The sequence below is a fragment of the Celeribacter persicus genome (assembly GCF_003050785.1).
Lineage (GTDB): Bacteria > Pseudomonadota > Alphaproteobacteria > Rhodobacterales > Rhodobacteraceae > Celeribacter > Celeribacter persicus.
In genome coordinates this window covers 434,536-449,857 of sequence record NZ_QAOH01000001.1, presented here as the reverse complement: position 1 = coordinate 449,857, position 15,322 = coordinate 434,536, and the positions used below count along the sequence as shown (strand labels likewise).

At 59.5% G+C, this 15,322-nt stretch carries 12 protein-coding genes and 1 pseudogene; 5 read left to right on the top strand and 8 right to left on the bottom strand.

Features of this window, described 5'->3' with window-relative positions; all coding sequences use genetic code 11:
- Window positions 1-116 precede the first annotated feature (116 nt).
- The gene (locus C8N42_RS02285; protein WP_107814903.1) at window positions 117-2,096 is read right to left on the bottom strand and encodes a TonB-dependent receptor domain-containing protein; all 1,980 of its coding nucleotides are present in this window, start codon (window positions 2,094-2,096) and stop codon (window positions 117-119) included.
- A 329-nt stretch (window positions 2,097-2,425) separates the two neighbouring features.
- On the opposite strand from C8N42_RS02285, the pseudogene C8N42_RS02280 reads away from it, so the two are divergent.
- Window positions 2,426-2,692: pseudogene (locus tag C8N42_RS02280) on the top strand (Hsp20 family protein); the annotation flags it as partial.
- Window positions 2,693-2,769: 77 nt separating this feature from the next.
- Here the strand turns inward: C8N42_RS02280 and C8N42_RS02275 are convergent.
- The gene (locus C8N42_RS02275; RefSeq protein ID WP_107814902.1) at window positions 2,770-4,935 is read right to left on the bottom strand and encodes an esterase-like activity of phytase family protein; all 2,166 of its coding nucleotides are present in this window, start codon (window positions 4,933-4,935) and stop codon (window positions 2,770-2,772) included.
- Window positions 4,936-5,091: 156 nt separating this feature from the next.
- On the opposite strand from C8N42_RS02275, the gene C8N42_RS02270 reads away from it, so the two are divergent.
- Entirely contained in the window at window positions 5,092-6,336 is a 1,245-nt protein-coding gene (locus C8N42_RS02270; protein ID WP_245889940.1) for an aminotransferase-like domain-containing protein, read from the top strand.
- Between the two features lie 77 nt (window positions 6,337-6,413).
- Here C8N42_RS02270 and C8N42_RS02265 read toward each other — a convergent pair whose 3' ends face one another.
- On the bottom strand, window positions 6,414-6,980 hold the full coding sequence (locus C8N42_RS02265; RefSeq protein WP_107814901.1) for a valine--tRNA ligase: 567 nt from the start codon (window positions 6,978-6,980) through the stop codon (window positions 6,414-6,416).
- 176 nt (window positions 6,981-7,156) lie between these two features.
- Here C8N42_RS02265 and C8N42_RS02260 point away from each other — a divergent pair, with 176 nt between their 5' ends.
- Together C8N42_RS02260 and C8N42_RS02255 are read left to right on the top strand one after the other, a co-directional pair.
- Window positions 7,157-7,423 (top strand): hypothetical protein, encoded by a 267-nt coding sequence (locus C8N42_RS02260; RefSeq protein WP_107814900.1) that lies wholly within the window; start codon window positions 7,157-7,159, stop codon window positions 7,421-7,423.
- 9 nt (window positions 7,424-7,432) lie between these two features.
- The gene (locus C8N42_RS02255; protein WP_107814899.1) at window positions 7,433-8,065 is read left to right on the top strand and encodes a DUF1523 family protein; all 633 of its coding nucleotides are present in this window, start codon (window positions 7,433-7,435) and stop codon (window positions 8,063-8,065) included.
- A 39-nt stretch (window positions 8,066-8,104) separates the two neighbouring features.
- Here C8N42_RS02255 and C8N42_RS02250 read toward each other — a convergent pair whose 3' ends face one another.
- The 3 genes from C8N42_RS02250 to C8N42_RS02240 all read right to left on the bottom strand — a co-directional run bounded on the left by C8N42_RS02250 (window position 8,105) and on the right by C8N42_RS02240 (window position 12,426).
- A complete protein-coding gene (locus tag C8N42_RS02250; RefSeq protein WP_107814898.1) occupies window positions 8,105-10,435 on the bottom strand; it encodes an aldehyde dehydrogenase family protein in 2,331 nt (776 codons plus the stop codon).
- A 62-nt stretch (window positions 10,436-10,497) separates the two neighbouring features.
- A complete protein-coding gene (deoC, locus tag C8N42_RS02245) occupies window positions 10,498-11,511 on the bottom strand; it encodes a deoxyribose-phosphate aldolase (RefSeq protein ID WP_107814897.1) in 1,014 nt (337 codons plus the stop codon).
- Window positions 11,512-11,583: 72 nt separating this feature from the next.
- Window positions 11,584-12,426, bottom strand: a complete 843-nt coding sequence (locus C8N42_RS02240) for a helix-turn-helix domain-containing protein (RefSeq protein WP_107814896.1) — start codon at window positions 12,424-12,426, stop codon at window positions 11,584-11,586.
- A 175-nt stretch (window positions 12,427-12,601) separates the two neighbouring features.
- Here C8N42_RS02240 and rpe point away from each other — a divergent pair, with 175 nt between their 5' ends.
- The gene (gene rpe, locus C8N42_RS02235; RefSeq protein WP_107814895.1) at window positions 12,602-13,300 is read left to right on the top strand and encodes a ribulose-phosphate 3-epimerase; all 699 of its coding nucleotides are present in this window, start codon (window positions 12,602-12,604) and stop codon (window positions 13,298-13,300) included.
- Between the two features lie 22 nt (window positions 13,301-13,322).
- On the opposite strand, the gene C8N42_RS02230 is transcribed toward rpe, so the two are convergent.
- Both C8N42_RS02230 and C8N42_RS02225 read right to left on the bottom strand, forming a co-directional pair.
- Window positions 13,323-14,228 (bottom strand): hypothetical protein, encoded by a 906-nt coding sequence (locus C8N42_RS02230; protein ID WP_107814894.1) that lies wholly within the window; start codon window positions 14,226-14,228, stop codon window positions 13,323-13,325.
- Window positions 14,229-14,237: 9 nt separating this feature from the next.
- Window positions 14,238-15,251: a glycosyltransferase family 2 protein gene (locus tag C8N42_RS02225; RefSeq protein WP_245889939.1), complete on the bottom strand. Its 1,014-nt coding sequence runs from the start codon at window positions 15,249-15,251 to the stop codon at window positions 14,238-14,240.
- Between the last annotated feature and the right edge of the window lie 71 nt (window positions 15,252-15,322).

Below are 15,322 nucleotides of genomic sequence, written 5' to 3'. Positions count from 1 at the left end.
CGGCGGGCGTTTCGAAACGAATGTGCATTGATAAGGGAAGTCCCAGCCCCAGTTGTCGGCAACTTTTTGCAGGCTGCTGACGGGAGCAGTTCAGCAAAGCTGAGGCCACATAACGCTCAGAAATTCAGGTTCATCCCGACATAGATGGTGCGACCGCGGCCTTTGCCGTTGGTGGTGAGCCAGGGCGTATAGTCTTTGTCGAAGGCGTTGGTGAGCTTCGCATCAAGCGTCACGGCCTCGCTCAGCTCATAGCTGGCGAAGAGGTCCATAAGCGCATAGTCCTCATTGGACGAGCCTGCATCCGGCCCGGTGGACACGTAGGTGCCGATCCCGCCAACCGTCAGCTTGTTGTCGAGAAGGTGCACGGCGGTGCGCAGGCTCGCGGTGTCGTCCGGCAGATATTGGCTTGCACCAAGTCCGTCGGTCGTCGGCGGAAGGTCGCTGTCGGTATGTGTGTAGGCGAAACCGATCTCATAGAGATCGTTCATGTAGTCCAGACCGACTTCAACGCCTTTGGTCTTGGAGGTACCGTCGACGTTATAGAACCCGTAGCCAAAACCACCTGATGAGACAGCACCGCTCACGATGTAATCTTCAACGTCCATTTCGTAGTAGTTCACGCGGCCGGTCAAGCGGTCGCCTGAAACGAAGAGGTCCGCTTTGTCGATGTTGAAACCGATGTCGAAGCCCGTGGATACCTCAGGTTTGAGGTCCGGGTTCGGCACGAAGAAGGAGGGGTTGCTGTCACCGTGGTTGCCGCCCAGAAGGGTTTCCGACAGTGTCGGGATTCGCGTGGTGCGCGACACGCTGACATAGGGTTGGAGCCAATCCGTGAGCTGATAGCCGATGGTGAGTTTCGGGTCGAAAGATTTCTTGTCGATATCCGTCGCCACTTCGTTAACGTTTACACCTTTTGTCGTGTAGCTGTTCGCGCGGAAGGCCGCCGTCACTTCCCAAGGCCCATTGTCAAAGGTGTTTTGGCTGAACAGCGAGAAACGGGCCGTTTCTCCGTCCACAGGGTTGACGTTGCCGGTTGTGCCGCCGAGGTCATCACGGGAGTACTCCAGGCCATTCACACTGGTTGCCAGCCAATTTCCGAAGGCGAATTCCGACGTGTTGGTGACGTTGGCCCCGAGGGTCTTGGTGATCAGGTTACGTCCGGCATAGCTGCCCGTGCCGCTGATGGATTCGGTGTAGAGCATCGAGTTTTCAGCATAATAGGCATTGACGCTGAGATTCACGAGAGGTGAGGCACCGATCAGGTTGTAGCCAAGGCTGACGGTGTCGTTGGTCATCTCCTGATAGTAGCTGTTCGCACCAAATTCGCTTTCATAATGCATAGCAGAGAATTTGAGGCTTTGATTATCATCAATGCGATAGATCACTTTGCCGAGGTAGGACGTCGTGTCCTGCCCCGTATCGCTGACCTCATTGCCAGCACCGTCTTCGAAATTGTCGGACTGACGATTTGTCGCCGCGAACATGACGTCGAAATCGGTGCCGCTGTAAGCTGTGGCGAGCATTCCGGCACGGTTGTTGCCATTGTCGCCGTAGCTCAGCTTCACCTGGCTCCCGAAGCCTTCGCCTTCTTCTACGAGATCGACAGGATCAATGGTGCGGAAGTTCACAGAGCCCGCGAGGCCGGTCCCGCCTGCCGTGGTGTTGGCGCCACGGGTGATGTCGATCGACGACAGCAGCAACGGATCGATATAAGCGAAGCCCATGGCTTCGTGTCCGGTAAAGCGGAAGTTCTGTGGTACGCCGTCGATTGCCATAGCAACACGACCATTGCCTTCAAAACCGCGAATGTTGACGGCAACGCCGGTTTGCTGCGCATTGTAGCGCGTAAAGGTCGAAGGCTGTGCGCGCAGGACGTCATCGACTTTACCAGAGGCGCCGGCGGATTCGACTTCCTCTGAGTCGACCCGCGTGGTGTCGTCACCGGCATAGACCGGGGTTCCGTCCGCGCGGTATGCAATGATGATCTGGTCGAGTTGGATCACTTCGTCATCGCTTTGTGCGAAGACGGGCAGTGTCGCAAGGGAGAGACAAAGTGCAAGGGCACTTGTCCCCGTAAGTTTCATGCGAGTGTTCATATCCCAATCCTTGGTTATGTTCTGTCGTGGAAAAGGCGCGGGTTGCGTGGATTGGTTGTCGCCTGCAAGCAAAGCCGACCACTGCCAAATATCGTCTTAGGTTTGGAAAGCCCGGACCTGTGTCGGCTTGCTAAAAACATTAGCCTTCGGTGAAGACATTAACAGTTGCTCGCGAGTCTGGTAGAAATCGCGATGCACGAGAAAGATCAACTGTTTTTGTCGGATTTATCGAGCCTTCTGTGACATCGTGCTCTGTGCGCAACACAAGAGGCCTGAAATCACGCCGGTGATGCCGAAAAACTGATGCCGAATGAACCGGGCCTGAACACTTGGTGATTTCAGCTCGCCAAACCGACAGCGAGGAAGAGAAGGGCAAGACCTATCTCCATCGCGGCATCGCCACCCGTGCGTTCGAGCGTCGCTTTACGCTTGCCGAGCATGTGAAGGTGGTGGGCGCGAGCCATGAAAACGGCATGCTGCACATCGACCTGAAACGCGAAGTGCCCGAAGCGCTCAAGCCGCGCCGGATCGAGATCGCCGGACCGAACACGGTCGAGACGAAAGTGATCGAGGGCGAACGGACGACCGAAGTCTGATCTTCTTTCTGGTGAAAATACTCAAATGAAAAACGCCCGCCAAACCGGCGGGCGTTTCCGTTTTCGGGAGGTGTCTTTTACTCGACCTTGCCGATGGTCCAGAAGAAGGTCTCGCCCGAGCTGTCGTCCACGCCGTCGTTGTCGGTGGAAACGAACATCTCGCCGTCTCTGGTGATTGCGAGGCCTTCGACCTTGTCGACCACGTAACCGTTCCAGGATTTCAGATCCGGGATCAGGTCGCGAACCTCTTCCTTTGACACGACCGGCAGATCGCTGCCCAGAGGAGCCGGAACCATGTCGGAGGCCGGGATGCGGTAGATTTTCTTGATCTTCGCGGCGGCACCGATCTGGTTGTCGCGCTCGATGACATAGAACCAGTCGCCATGGGCAACGATTTCCGAGAGGCCAACCCAGCCGGTATCCGGCGCGGCTTTTTCGTAACGCACGGCGCCCCATTCACCGGTCTCGGTGTTGTAGGCGACGAGTTTCACCGTGTGTTTCGGATCATCGCCCCATTCGCGCTGAACCGCCATCCAGAGCGTGTCACCCACCTTGGTGATGCCTTCGAACCCGAACCGTGTCTCGTTGTTCAAAAGCTCGGCGGGCAGGCCGATCTCTTCCTTGATCACGCCCTTGGCGTTCACATGGTAAAGCGCATGCGGGGTCACACGGTCGGTGCGCCCTTCGGAGGCGACCCAGAAGCCACCTTCGCCATCGAGCGTGATGCCTTCCATGTCGAGCTTCTGCGCGGCATCGCCATTGGCACGCACGACGCGGATCGCTTCGACGATCTTCGCCGGTGTCTGTGTCGGGTCGATTTTGAAGATGGTGGGCTGATAACCGTAGAAGCTGTCGTTTACGGCCCAGATCATGCCGTCCTCATCCGCGACCATGCCGGAGTTCGCTCCCCAGCCGGTGAGTTCATCCATGCTCTCGGAGGAGATTGTCGGGTAGGCGGCGGGGGCGTCTTGCAGTTCGTAAAGCATGACATGGGCACGCACGCCGCCGTCTTCCACGAGGTCCAACTCGTTCGCTGTCGCGAGAAGCCCGCGCTCGGGGATCGCAATCGCGCCTTCGGGCGAAATGCCGGAGGGCAGGAGTTGCTTGAACACCGGGTGCTCCGCATCGGTCACGTCATAGACGGACACCGTGGAGGAGCGCTCGGAGAGGATGAAAGCATAGGTGGTGTCGCCGAAACTGGCGACTTCCATCCCTTCGGGTTCCACGCCCTTGGCGTCGGAGCGTTTGTCCGGATAGTGACCGGCTTGAATGATCGGATGTTCGAACGCGGCGCCCGATTCCCAGACCAGCGTGCCATCCTTGTTGAACACGGTGATGGAGCGCGATCCGCCGTCCATGTCGCCCTCGTTGGCAATCATGATGTGATCGTCGTCGATCCACTGAAGCCCGTCGGGCTCACGCAGACGCCCCGGCTGGCTCTCAGTGAACAGAAGGGCCGCGCGTTCGTCTGTGGCGTCGATGTTGGCGAGATCGACGGAGCCTGCGGAGAAATGCGCGGTCACATTGCCGTCTTTGTCCATCACCACGATGTGGTTGTTTTCCTGCATCGTCACGGCCATCTCGCCCAGAGCGTTGATGTCCACGAATTCGGGTTCGGGATCTTCCGGGGCGATTTCCGCAAGACCGGTGACGTCGATTTTCTTGAGGCTGTCGCAGGCAAGCGCTTCGTCTTTCACGCCGATGGTGACCATGTAACCGGCCGGCATCTGGCCGACACGACCGTCGCCCGCGTCTTCGTCGCGCTCGTTCTCGATCGCGATGGCGACCATGGTGCCTTCGTCATTATGCGCGGTGGAATCCGGCTGACCGCCGAGATCGCAGGTGCCGGTGATCTCACCGGTGGCCAGATCGACGGACAGCAGCTTGCCCGAGGGTTCGACATAGCTCTCAGACGTATTCACCGCGACAAAGGCGGTGTTGCCGATGACGGTGACGGAGGTCGGCTCGCCGCCCATCTCCACATTGCCTTTTGGCAAGGGATTTTTCGGATCGGTGATGTCGATCAGACCGATCACGCCCAAGGGGCTGTCGGTGTAGACCAGTGTCATGCCGTCCCCGGAGGCGCCGATGATCTCGGCAGAGGTGGTCCGCGCCTTGTCTTCGCCCACGGCCATGTTGTCCGGGGTGGCGAAAGAGGCGATGCGGTTGAAGTTCAGTTCGGCGGAGGCCCCGGTCGCGGTGATCGCGAGCGCAGAGGCGGCCAGCAGCAGATGCTTTTTCATGATGTGTCCCTCGTCATTGCACACGCGCGCGGTGTGACGAAAGGAAATGTCGTCTGAGTGATGGTTTTGTATCATTTTTGTAAAGGGGGCTGTGCTTGGAGTGTCACGTCAGCTTTGTTGACTTAATCGCCGAAAAGCGCGAGACGGGAGCCCTGAATGGAGAAGAAAATGAGTCTGTCGCAGAATTCGCCCGCGCGCCTGAACACGCTTTTTGCCAAACGCACCCAGAAGATGAAGGCCTCCGAAATCCGCGAGCTTCTCAAGCTTCTGGACCAGCCGGATATTATTTCCTTCGCGGGGGGTATCCCCGATCCGGCCTATTTTCCGCGCGTGGCTTTCGAACAGGCGATGCTCAAGGCGACGAGCGAACAGGCGGCAGGTGTGGCGCTGCAATACTCGACCTCCGAAGGCTACACGCCCCTGCGCGACTGGATCGTCGATTACATGGGCCGTCATGGCGTGAGCTGCACCCGCGACAACATCCTGATCACCGCCGGATCGCAGCAGGCGCTCGATTACCTCGGCAAGCTGTTTCTCGACCCGAACGACACCGCCCTGGTGGCTTGGCCGACCTATATGGGGGCGCTCGGCGCGTTCAATGCCTATGAGCCGCGCTATGATCGCTTCGATCCGCAGGCCAACCGTCCGATAGAGGATATCACGGCCGATGCCGAAGCTGCGGGAGGACGTGTGAAATTCGTCTACCTCTCGTCCGATTTTGCCAATCCGACGGGTGTAACACTTACTGAAGATCAGCGCTTGACGGTGTTGAAACGGGCCGAAGCGCTTGGTTGTGCTGTGATTGAGGACGCCGCCTATCAGGAGCTGCGCTATCAGGGTGAAGAGGTCAAACCGATGCTGGCGCTCGAAATCGAGCAGAAGGGCAGCATCGAAGAGTGCCGCACGATCTATCTCGGGTCGTTCTCGAAAACCCTCGCGCCGGGATTGCGGGTCGGCTGGGCCGTGGCCGCGAAGCCAGTCATTCAGCAGATGGTTCTGACCAAACAGGCTGCCGATCTCCAGACCGCCACGATCAATCAGATCGCGGTGAACGAAGTGGCGCGCGGCGTGTTCAACGAGCATGTCGCGACCCTGCGCGAGGTCTATGGTGCGCGGCTGAATGCGATGCTGGCGGCGCTCGAACGCCACATGCCCGAGGGCGTGGAATGGACACGGCCCGAAGGTGGCATGTTCGTCTGGGTCACCCTGCCCAAGGGCATGGGGGGCGCGGAGCTTCTGGTCAAGGCGCTGGAGGCGAAGGTCGCTTTCGTGCCGGGGGGCGCGTTCTATGCCGATGGCTCGCACACCAACACGCTCAGGCTCAATTTCTCGATGTCGCCTGCGGCGAAGATTGAAGAGGGCATTGCCCGTCTTGGTGATGTCATCCGCGCGCAGATGTGACCTCACGTAAACAAAAATGAAAAAAGAGGGGCCAAAGCGCCCCTCTTTTTATTCCGGTTATTTCGGGCAAAGCGGTCTCAGTAGCCGAAGCGACCCAGAGCGCGATAGTCGATCTGTTCCAGAAGCGGGACCACGACGTCCCGCGGCTCGCCTGAGGCTTGCACGAGTACGCGGCCTTCGATCAGAGCCGACAGATCGCCCTCGTTTTCGAGGAATTTCTCTCGTCCGACGCGGATGGTCTTCATTCCCATGGCACCGGCATTCTGGATCATGCCGCCCATCATGGCGATCATCGGGCTGTCGACCACGATGGTGATGGTGAATTCGTCGCCCGCGTCGTTGGAATAGCGTTTTGCCGCCGCCGTGCCGCCGCCGAGCATCGCAAAGCCCGCCGTGGTGTCGGCATCGTCTTCAGCGGTCCAGCCCTCGGGGGCTGCGGGCAGGAAGGCCGACAGCTCCCCGGTCTGCATTTCCTGCATCAACTGCTTGGCGTAATCGAGCTCTTCGAGCGCATAGGTAACGTCGCCCTCTTCATAGGCCTTGAGCGCGCTGTTCAGCGTGTCGGTGACCTCGTCGGCCATGGCGGCTGTGCCGAGGCTCAGGGCGAATCCCACGCCCGTCAAAAGTTTTGTGTTAAATGTCATTGGACCCCTCCGATGAATAATATGCTCTTAGCAAAGCCGTTCATCGGCTGGCAGGCAAGGGGAAGAATGAACGCGGGATTGCAGAAAAGGGTGCGTACCCGAGGCATCAATCCACCTCGCGCTTTCGCCGCGATGCGGCTAGAATGCGCTTCGTGTCGCACTCTTGAGGCCAAACCATGTTGGGATTCCTGCGTTTTCTCGTGATCGGCCTCGTCCTTCTGACGGGGCTGTACCTGCTTTTGGGCATCTACCTGCGTTCGCTTACCCGCGAACGTCTCGAAGACGAGTGGGAGAAAGAGGGTTCCATTGGCGACCGCGATACTTATGTGGAGCAGGGGATGCAGGAGTATGAACGCTCCTTTCGACCGAAGCTTTTGGTTCTGGTCTATATCCTGCCCCTGATCGTCTTTGCCGCGATCTTCTACGTGACGAATTTTATGTGAGGCCCCGCGATGCGCTATGTGAAATGGACCCTGATCGCCCTGATCCTGCTCTTTGTCGGAGGGTTCTTTCACTATACCCTTCCGCAGCACGACATTGTGCGGATCGTGAACACCTATGAGGAACGTCAGGATATTTCCGGCTGGACTTCGATCTTCTGGCAAGGGCCGGACAATGGCACGGCGACGACACAGAACCGGGATGTGCAGTTCATTCAGGCGGTGCGCCCGAACGGCAAGTCCATCGTCTACCGCAACGAGGACACAGGTTGGGGCTGGCCGCCCTATTTCAAATTCGACACGGCCAATCTGTACACCGAGGCCAATGACGCGATCTCGACCAAGGCCACACCCGAGTGGGTTTCCGTCACGCATTACGGCTGGCGCTCGCAGCTCCTGTCGATCTTTCCCAATGCTGTCGGGATCAAACAGGTCGAAGGTCCGGATGTGACGATCATCCCTTGGGTGAATATCATCATCCTGACGTTTTTGTTCCTTTTCGTCGTGACGCTCTACCGCATCTGGCAGCAATTCCGCGAACGTACCATTGAGCCGCTGGTCGAGGATGTGGAGGATGTGCTGGAACTGGCCGACGAGAAAAAAGACAGCGCGGTCGATAAGGTAAAGCGCTGGTTCAAACGGTAAAGGAAAGGGGCCTCGCAGGCCCCTTTTTTAGTCCGAGCTTTATTCCCCGTAAGGCACCCAGATCGTCTTGACCTCGGTGGCCTGTGCCAGCCAGTCCCGCGCCGGGTAGCTCCGGCTCATGCCATTGTTCACCCAGGTGCGTTTCAGGTTCCCGGTGCTTTCCTTCTCGATCACCCCGGAGATGTCGGTGGAGGAGAAACTCCACACCGCCTCCACATCCATATGCCCGGCCATGGTCTTGGCCAACTCCGTATGCGGTCCGGTCAGAATGTTCACCACACCGGCGGGCACGTCGGAAGTGTCGAGCACCTGATAGAAATCGGTGGCGGCCAAAGGATAGGCCTCGGAGGCCACGGCGATCACCCGGTTGCCCATGGCAATCGCGGGGGCGACCACTTCGATCAGCCCTGCGAGAGGTCGGTCATCGCAAAATGCGCCGATCACCCCCACGGGTTCGTTCATTGCCAAGGCAACCCCGCGCATCGGCACCGGTTTCACCGCCCCGTCGAGCTTGTCGCACCAGGCGGCGTAGGTGAAGAGTGTGTCGATCGCCTCCGTCACTTCCGCCTGCGCTTTCGCCTCGGTCGTGCCGGTCAGATCGCGGATGCGGCTGGCGAATTCATCCGCGCGCGCTGACAGGTTTTCGCCAATGAAATACAGCACCTGCGCGCGATTGTGCGCCGTGGCCTTGGCCCAGCCTTTCGCGTTCTGCGCGGCTTCGACGGCGTTGCGAATGTCCTTGCGGGAGGCGATGGAGCTATGGCCCAAAAGCTTACCTTTCGGGGAATAGATCGCCTGCGAATAGCCACCATCGGGCCGCGCCTGTTTTCCGCCGATATAGAGTTTCGCGGTGCGATCCAGCCCCAGAACTTCGATATCGTCGGGTTTCACATGCGCCTTTGCGGGCTTCACTGGCGTGGCTTTGCCTTTGGGCTTGGTGTAGGCCATGAGGCCCTCCCAACCGCCTTCACGCCCGAACCCGCTCTCGCGGACACCGCCAAATCCTGCGGCGGCGTCGAACATGTTCGCGCCGTTCACCCAGACGACGCCCGCGACCAGTTTCGGTGCAATATCGAGCGCCAGATTGACGTTTTCGGTCCAGACAGACGCCGCCAGCCCATAGCGCGTGTTGTTCGCCACTTCCACCGCCTCGGCGGGTGTGCGGAACGTGGTGGAAACCAGTACGGGGCCGAAGATTTCCTCCTGCATCAGCAGGGACGCGGGCTCCAGACCGGACACCAAAGTGGGTGGATAGAAACAGCCTTCCGGCGCGCTCACCGGCTGATGCACCGTGCCCTCCCCACTGCCTTTGGCGACAAGGGTTTCAATCCGCTCAAGTTGCACCGGATCGACGATGGCACCCACGTCGATGCATTTGTCCAGAGGATTGCCGATGCGCAGCTTCGCCATACGCGCGACGAGGCGTTTATGGAAATCATCCGCGATGCCTTCCTGCACCAAAAGTCGCGATCCGGCGCAGCAGACCTGCCCCTGATTGAAGAAAATCGCATCGACCAGACCCTCGATGGCGCTGTCGATGTCGGCGTCTTCAAAGACGATGTAAGGCGACTTGCCGCCCAGTTCGAGCGTCAGAGACTTGCCCGATCCGGCGGTCGCCTCGCGAATGCGGCGGCCCACGGCGGTCGAGCCGGTAAAGGCGATCTTGTCCACGCCCGGATGGGTCACGATCATCTCGCCCACCGCGCCGTCGCCGGTCACGATGTTGACGACGCCTTTCGGAACGCCCGCTTCCTGACAGATCTGAGCAAACAGAAGCGCGGTCAGGGAGGTATATTCGGCGGGTTTCAGCACCACAGTGTTGCCCATGGCAATCGCGGGCGCGACTTTCCACGCCAGCATCAGAAGCGGGAAGTTCCACGGGATGATCTGGCCGCAAACCCCAAGCGCCTCACGCCCCGGCAGTTCCGCCTCCATGAGCTGTGCCATGCCCGCATGGTAATAGAAATGCCGCGCCACCAGAGCCACGTCGATGTCACGGCTTTCGCGGATCGGCTTGCCGTTGTCGAGCGTTTCCAGCACGGCGAACAGACGCGCGTGTTTCTGGACCAGACGAGCGAGCGCATAGAGCACTTTCGCACGGGCCTTGCCGTCCTTCGCCCATTTGCTCTGGGCCTTGCGTGCGGCGGTGACGGCGGCGTCCACATCGGCTTTGGTTGCTTGCGTCAAATGTGCCAGAACCTCGCCAGTGGCCGGGTTTTTCGCCTCGAAGACCGCACCCGGCTCCGTCATCTTGCCCCCGATGAAAAGCCCGAACCGGTCGCCGCCATCCACCAGCCAGCGCAGCGCCTCCGCTGCGCTCTCGGGCGCATCGCCATAGTCCATGGTCTCGAAAATCTCTTTCACGCTCATTGCGCTGCTCCCGTCTTGCCCGTTGCGGGTTTTCTGATGGCAAAAATACTCATGTCAGGCGCTCACCCGATCGCGTGCCGCCAGGAGGCGGAATACTGACCCGTAACATGATGCTCCAATTGCCGCTCGATGTCGCCCAGAAGAGACGATGCACCAAAACGGAACAGATGCGGTGAGAGCCAGTGATTGCCCAGTTCTTCCTTGATCAACGACAGGTAGACCAAAGCGTCTTTCGCCTTGGAAATCCCGCCCGCCGGTTTGTAACCGATGCGGTAGCCGGTGCGGGCATAATAGTCACGCACCGCCCGGATCATCACGAGGCTGACAGGTAGGGTGGCGTTGATACTTTCCTTGCCGGTCGAGGTCTTGATGAAATCCGCGCCCGCCATCATGCAGACTTGAGAGGCCTTGGCGACATTGCGCAGACTTCCCAGCTCTCCCGTGGCCAGAATGGCTTTCACATGCGCTTCGCCACAGGTTTCGCGGAACTCGCGCATCTCGTCGTAGAGCGCCTGCCAGTTGCTGGTCAAAACGTGACGCCGCGAGATCACGATGTCGATCTCCTTTGCCCCCGCCTTGACGCTTTCCTCGATCTCTTTGACCCGCAGGTGATAAGGTGAAAGCCCTGCCGGAAATCCGGTGGAGACGGCGGCCACGGGAATGCCGGTGCCATCGAGCGCCTCGACCGCGGTTTCCACCATGTCGTGATACACGCAAACTGCGCCGGTGGTAATCGGGCCCATACCCATTGCGTTCAGAAGATCGGCGCGCACCGGATGCGCAGCCTTGGCGCAGAGCCGGCGCACGCGCCCGGCCGTATCGTCGCCCGCCAAAGTGGTCAGGTCGATCATGGTGATCGCTTTCAGGAGCCACGCGGCCTGATGGTCTTTCTTCACCGAGCGCCGTCCGGGCAGGGTGGCACAACGCCGTTCTACGGCGGAGGTGTTGACGCGCTGGCGTTCGATAATGTCGAGGTCGAGTTCCATCCCCGGATTGCGCGGTTCATGAATCTGCGGCAGATGCGCCGTTGTGGTGTCCGCACCGGCGGTGGTGGCGGATATATCGGTCGTGCTCATCGAAAAGCTCCGTTTTCACTTGGGCCACAAGCTCGCATGGACGGAGCGCTTTGGCAATCATTGACCATTCGGTCAAATAGGCTGCACCACGCCTTTTTGATATTTGACGCGGTATTGCCGTGGCGTCATTCCGAAACGGGATCGGAACAACCGGTGAAAATGGCTCATATTCTGAAGACCAATGTCACTTGCGATCTCTGACAGGCTGTCGGGCGTGCCTTTGAGACGGCGTGCAGCATATTCCATGCGCAAGCGGTTGACGTAATCAGAGGGGGTCTGGCCGAGGCAGTTCTGCATCGTGCGAGCGACATGGGCATGGGCCTTGCCACATTGGGCCACAAGTCCCGCTGCTCCGTCGCGGAATATGACCGGGTCCTCGACCCGTACCAGTGCCTCAGAGAGCCAGTGCGGCATGGTTTCGGTCTTTTCGCGCGCTTCAAACGCCAGCCCGGCGATTAGCGGCAAGAGGAAAGCTTCGAGAAAGAGCGTGGTGCGCGGGGCGGCTTCGAGCGCTTTGGCGGCAGTGGAGAGTTGGGACATCTGGCGAATGTCGCGATGCACCCGAACCGGCACCGAACCGGGGGCCGGGAAATACTGGTTCACTTCGGGAAAGCGGTCGATCAGATCCTTGACCCGTTTGCGCCGCAGGATCACGTTGACGACATGGCTTTCTTCGCCCTGACCCTGAAGCGCATGAGGCAGGTCGGGAGAGAGAAATACCAGGTCGCCCTCCGACAGGGGCATGCGCATGCCATTTGTTACCAGACGCGCCCGTCCGTTGTGGAGCCAGAACAACTCGTAATAATCTTGGTCGTGTAAAGCTTTCGGTCGCGTCCGGGACAGGACGCTGCGGGAAAAGTGGTAGTCTTCCCCTTTGGATAGAATGTCAGCCTGTCGCAGTGAGGTCGTCAGCATGTGCACAGCTTACCATAGGAAAACGTCCAATTCTCACATTTTATGTAGGATAGGTATAGAAAAACGCCACATTGGGCGGGCTTTGCCACATTCGCGAGCAATCACTACGGCGTGACAGGGGCAGGCACATCGGGTAGAGCACCGTCAACTGCCGCAAAGACCAAGGATTCGCCCGATGACCGCTCCGAGCTTTGACCGTTCCATCAAGATCGCTCCCTCCATTCTGGCCGCCGATTTCGCCGATTTCGGTCGGGAAATTCAGGCCGTCGAGGCCCATGGTGCGGACTGGATCCATGTCGATGTCATGGATGGGCATTTCGTACCGAACCTGACGTTCGGCCCGGCGATGTGCAAGGCGATCCGTCCGCATATCAAGACGGTGATGGACGTGCATCTGATGATCTCCCCCGTCGATCCCTACATCGAGGCCTTCGCCGATGCGGGGGCCGATATTCTCACCGCCCACGTCGAGGCCGGGCCGCACATTCACCGTACGCTTCAGGCAATCCGGGGCGCGGGCGTCAAGGCCGGTGTCGCGCTCAATCCGGGGACGCCGACCGAGAGCGTGGAATATCTTCTGGATATGGTCGATCTGATCTGTGTGATGACCGTGAACCCCGGTTTCGGCGGTCAGAAATTCATTCATTCCCAGATCGACAAGGTGAAACAGTTGCGTGAGATGATCGGTGATCGCCCGATCCATATCGAGATCGACGGTGGCATCGACCCGACCACCGCGCCGCTGATGGCGGCGGCCGGCGCCGATGCGCTGGTTGTGGGCTCTGCCGTATTCAAGGGCGGTTCCGTAATCAATCCTGTGCCTTACGGAGAAAACATCCGCGCGATCCGCGCCGCCGCCGAAGCCGCGCGCTGAGGCCCGACGGATTGGAGCCAGATCAGGCGAGTGGCGTGCTTGGCAACAGCAGGGTGATGCCCTCGTCTTCGGCGAGCAGTTCGATATCTTCTTCGTACTGCGCGGTGACGGTTTCGATCGTGCCTGCGTCCCATCCGGGAATGTCACAGTGCGGCGACAGCGCCTCTTCGATCCCGTATTTGTCGAGAAACAACAGGATGACGCGCTCATACTGGGCGTCGGTTTCCGGCGGGAACTTCGTCAGATAGGCGCTTAGCCGTGCCAGTCCTTCGTCTTCTAGCAGCGGCTTGAGTGGCAAAAGGCCGGCTTCGGGCGTGACATCCTGAGGCAGGTCGAAGAGATTGCGCAATATCTGCGGCCAGATCAGTGGCGCATCTTCGTTGCACCAGATGATTAAGGGCACATCCGGTATGGCCCGACGCAGACGCAGTACCATGTCTCGCCAACGCAGACGCGTGGGATCGGTGGACTCAGTGAAGCTCTGGAGCGTGCGTGCGGCCGTGCCCGAGGAGAGCGCGCGATGCAAAAACACCGCTGGATTGATCAGCGACAGGGAAAGCCGGAACTCTGTGTTCGAGAAGAGTTCGGCAACAGGGGCGAGACGGGTCTCGATGCCGTTGTAAAGCTCCGGTCCGGTGAAAAGCTCGCGCAGGGAGCCCCCACGTAGATCGTCGTCCAGCAGCAGATGCCGCACTTTGTCGGGGCCGGACAGTTGTGCGATCACATCGTTCTGTTCTTCCGGGGTCGGCGGTAGCCCATCGAGGTTGCTGAGCATGTCACTGATCGTCTTGCGCGCTTTGCGGATGGGCGGCATGGAAATGCCCTGATCACGCAAGATCTTCGCATTTGCCTTGGCGCTCAGGAGCAGATCGCGACCGGTGCTGAATTGCACCCCGATGTGGAATGTGACCTGTGTCGGATGATCCATGGATGAACCTCAGTTGTCCTGTGCGAGGGCCTTGAGACGGGCGAGATGGGCCGCCAGTTGCGTCGCTCCCGGTGGGGTCGAGCCAGCCATCAGCGTCAGATGCCACATCATTTCGATCACCGGGCGCTGAGCGGTTAATGCCTTGAGCCGCGCGCGATGCTGGGCCACGGTGGTGGCATGCAGCGGCTCGAACGCTGCAAGCTCGGCGCGTGCGGCATCTGCCCCGGAGCGCATCCATCTGATGCGGCGGTCCTCAAGGGTGTTGAAATTGCGCTCCGCCCAATAGCCGTGGCCGATAGGTTTGAGCATATGGTTGGGCAGGCCGCGCACGGATTTCAGCACGAATTCCTCGACGGAGCGCACGGAATAATGGTTGAGCCAGGCGCGCGCCCCTTCCTGCGGCAGGCCGAAGAGGTTGATCCGTGTGCTCTGCTCCGCGAAGGCGTCCGGCATCGGTTTGCCGTTGGCACCGATCCAGCGCGCGGGGCGGTCTTTCAACGGTTTCGGGCGGTGTATGCCCAGTGCTTTGAAAGCAGAGGGGCGATGCAGCGTCTTGAAGAAATGCGCCAGCGGCAGGGCGATCTCGTCGGGGGCGGCCATGGTGAAACGTTCGGTGACGGGGCGGTCGTCCCAGGACCCGATGCCACTGTTGCCGAAGAGATGCCAGCGCAGCGGCACGGCATCGAACCCCTGCGGCAGAAGTGCATCAAGCGTCAGCCCCTCGTCCAGTACGAGATATTCGTCCACATCGAAGAACAGTGCGAGATCGGCACTTTTATAAAGAGGATGTTTCGACAGGAATTTCATCGCCTGCCATTGCACGGATTTCTCACCCTCGGGCTGAAACGGCATATGGGTTATGATATCCGCATCGGACAGCGCATCCAGCAGAGCATCGGAGCCGTCCGAGAGGTCATGGGAGGCGATGAGGAAATGGGAAAATCCCGCAGCCCTGTGATGGGCGATCCAGTCGAGAAGCCATGGCCCCTCATCCCGGATGCATGTGATTGCGAGTGTGTTCAAACCCAACCTGCCTGTCGCGTGCCAGTGATTGGCGTGGTTTTGCAAGGCCGCGCCCGGCTTTTACAGTTCTG

What these genes read in the sequence shown, in the direction of transcription:
- C8N42_RS02270 (WP_245889940.1), top strand. Translation starts at nt 5,092, where the DNA reads ATGGAGAAGAAAATGAGTCTGTCGCAGAATTCGCCCGCGCGCCTGAAC.
- C8N42_RS02255 (WP_107814899.1), top strand. Translation starts at nt 7,433, where the DNA reads ATGCGCTATGTGAAATGGACCCTGATCGCCCTGATCCTGCTCTTTGTC.
- C8N42_RS02275 (WP_107814902.1), bottom strand. Translation starts at nt 4,935, where the DNA reads ATGAAAAAGCATCTGCTGCTGGCCGCCTCTGCGCTCGCGATCACCGCG.
- C8N42_RS02285 (WP_107814903.1), bottom strand. Translation starts at nt 2,096, where the DNA reads ATGAACACTCGCATGAAACTTACGGGGACAAGTGCCCTTGCACTTTGT.
- C8N42_RS02265 (WP_107814901.1), bottom strand. Translation starts at nt 6,980, where the DNA reads ATGACATTTAACACAAAACTTTTGACGGGCGTGGGATTCGCCCTGAGC.
- rpe (WP_107814895.1), top strand. Translation starts at nt 12,602, where the DNA reads ATGACCGCTCCGAGCTTTGACCGTTCCATCAAGATCGCTCCCTCCATT.
- deoC (WP_107814897.1), bottom strand. Translation starts at nt 11,511, where the DNA reads ATGAGCACGACCGATATATCCGCCACCACCGCCGGTGCGGACACCACA.
- C8N42_RS02230 (WP_107814894.1), bottom strand. Translation starts at nt 14,228, where the DNA reads ATGGATCATCCGACACAGGTCACATTCCACATCGGGGTGCAATTCAGC.
- C8N42_RS02240 (WP_107814896.1), bottom strand. Translation starts at nt 12,426, where the DNA reads ATGCTGACGACCTCACTGCGACAGGCTGACATTCTATCCAAAGGGGAA.
- C8N42_RS02250 (WP_107814898.1), bottom strand. Translation starts at nt 10,435, where the DNA reads ATGAGCGTGAAAGAGATTTTCGAGACCATGGACTATGGCGATGCGCCC.
- C8N42_RS02260 (WP_107814900.1), top strand. Translation starts at nt 7,157, where the DNA reads ATGTTGGGATTCCTGCGTTTTCTCGTGATCGGCCTCGTCCTTCTGACG.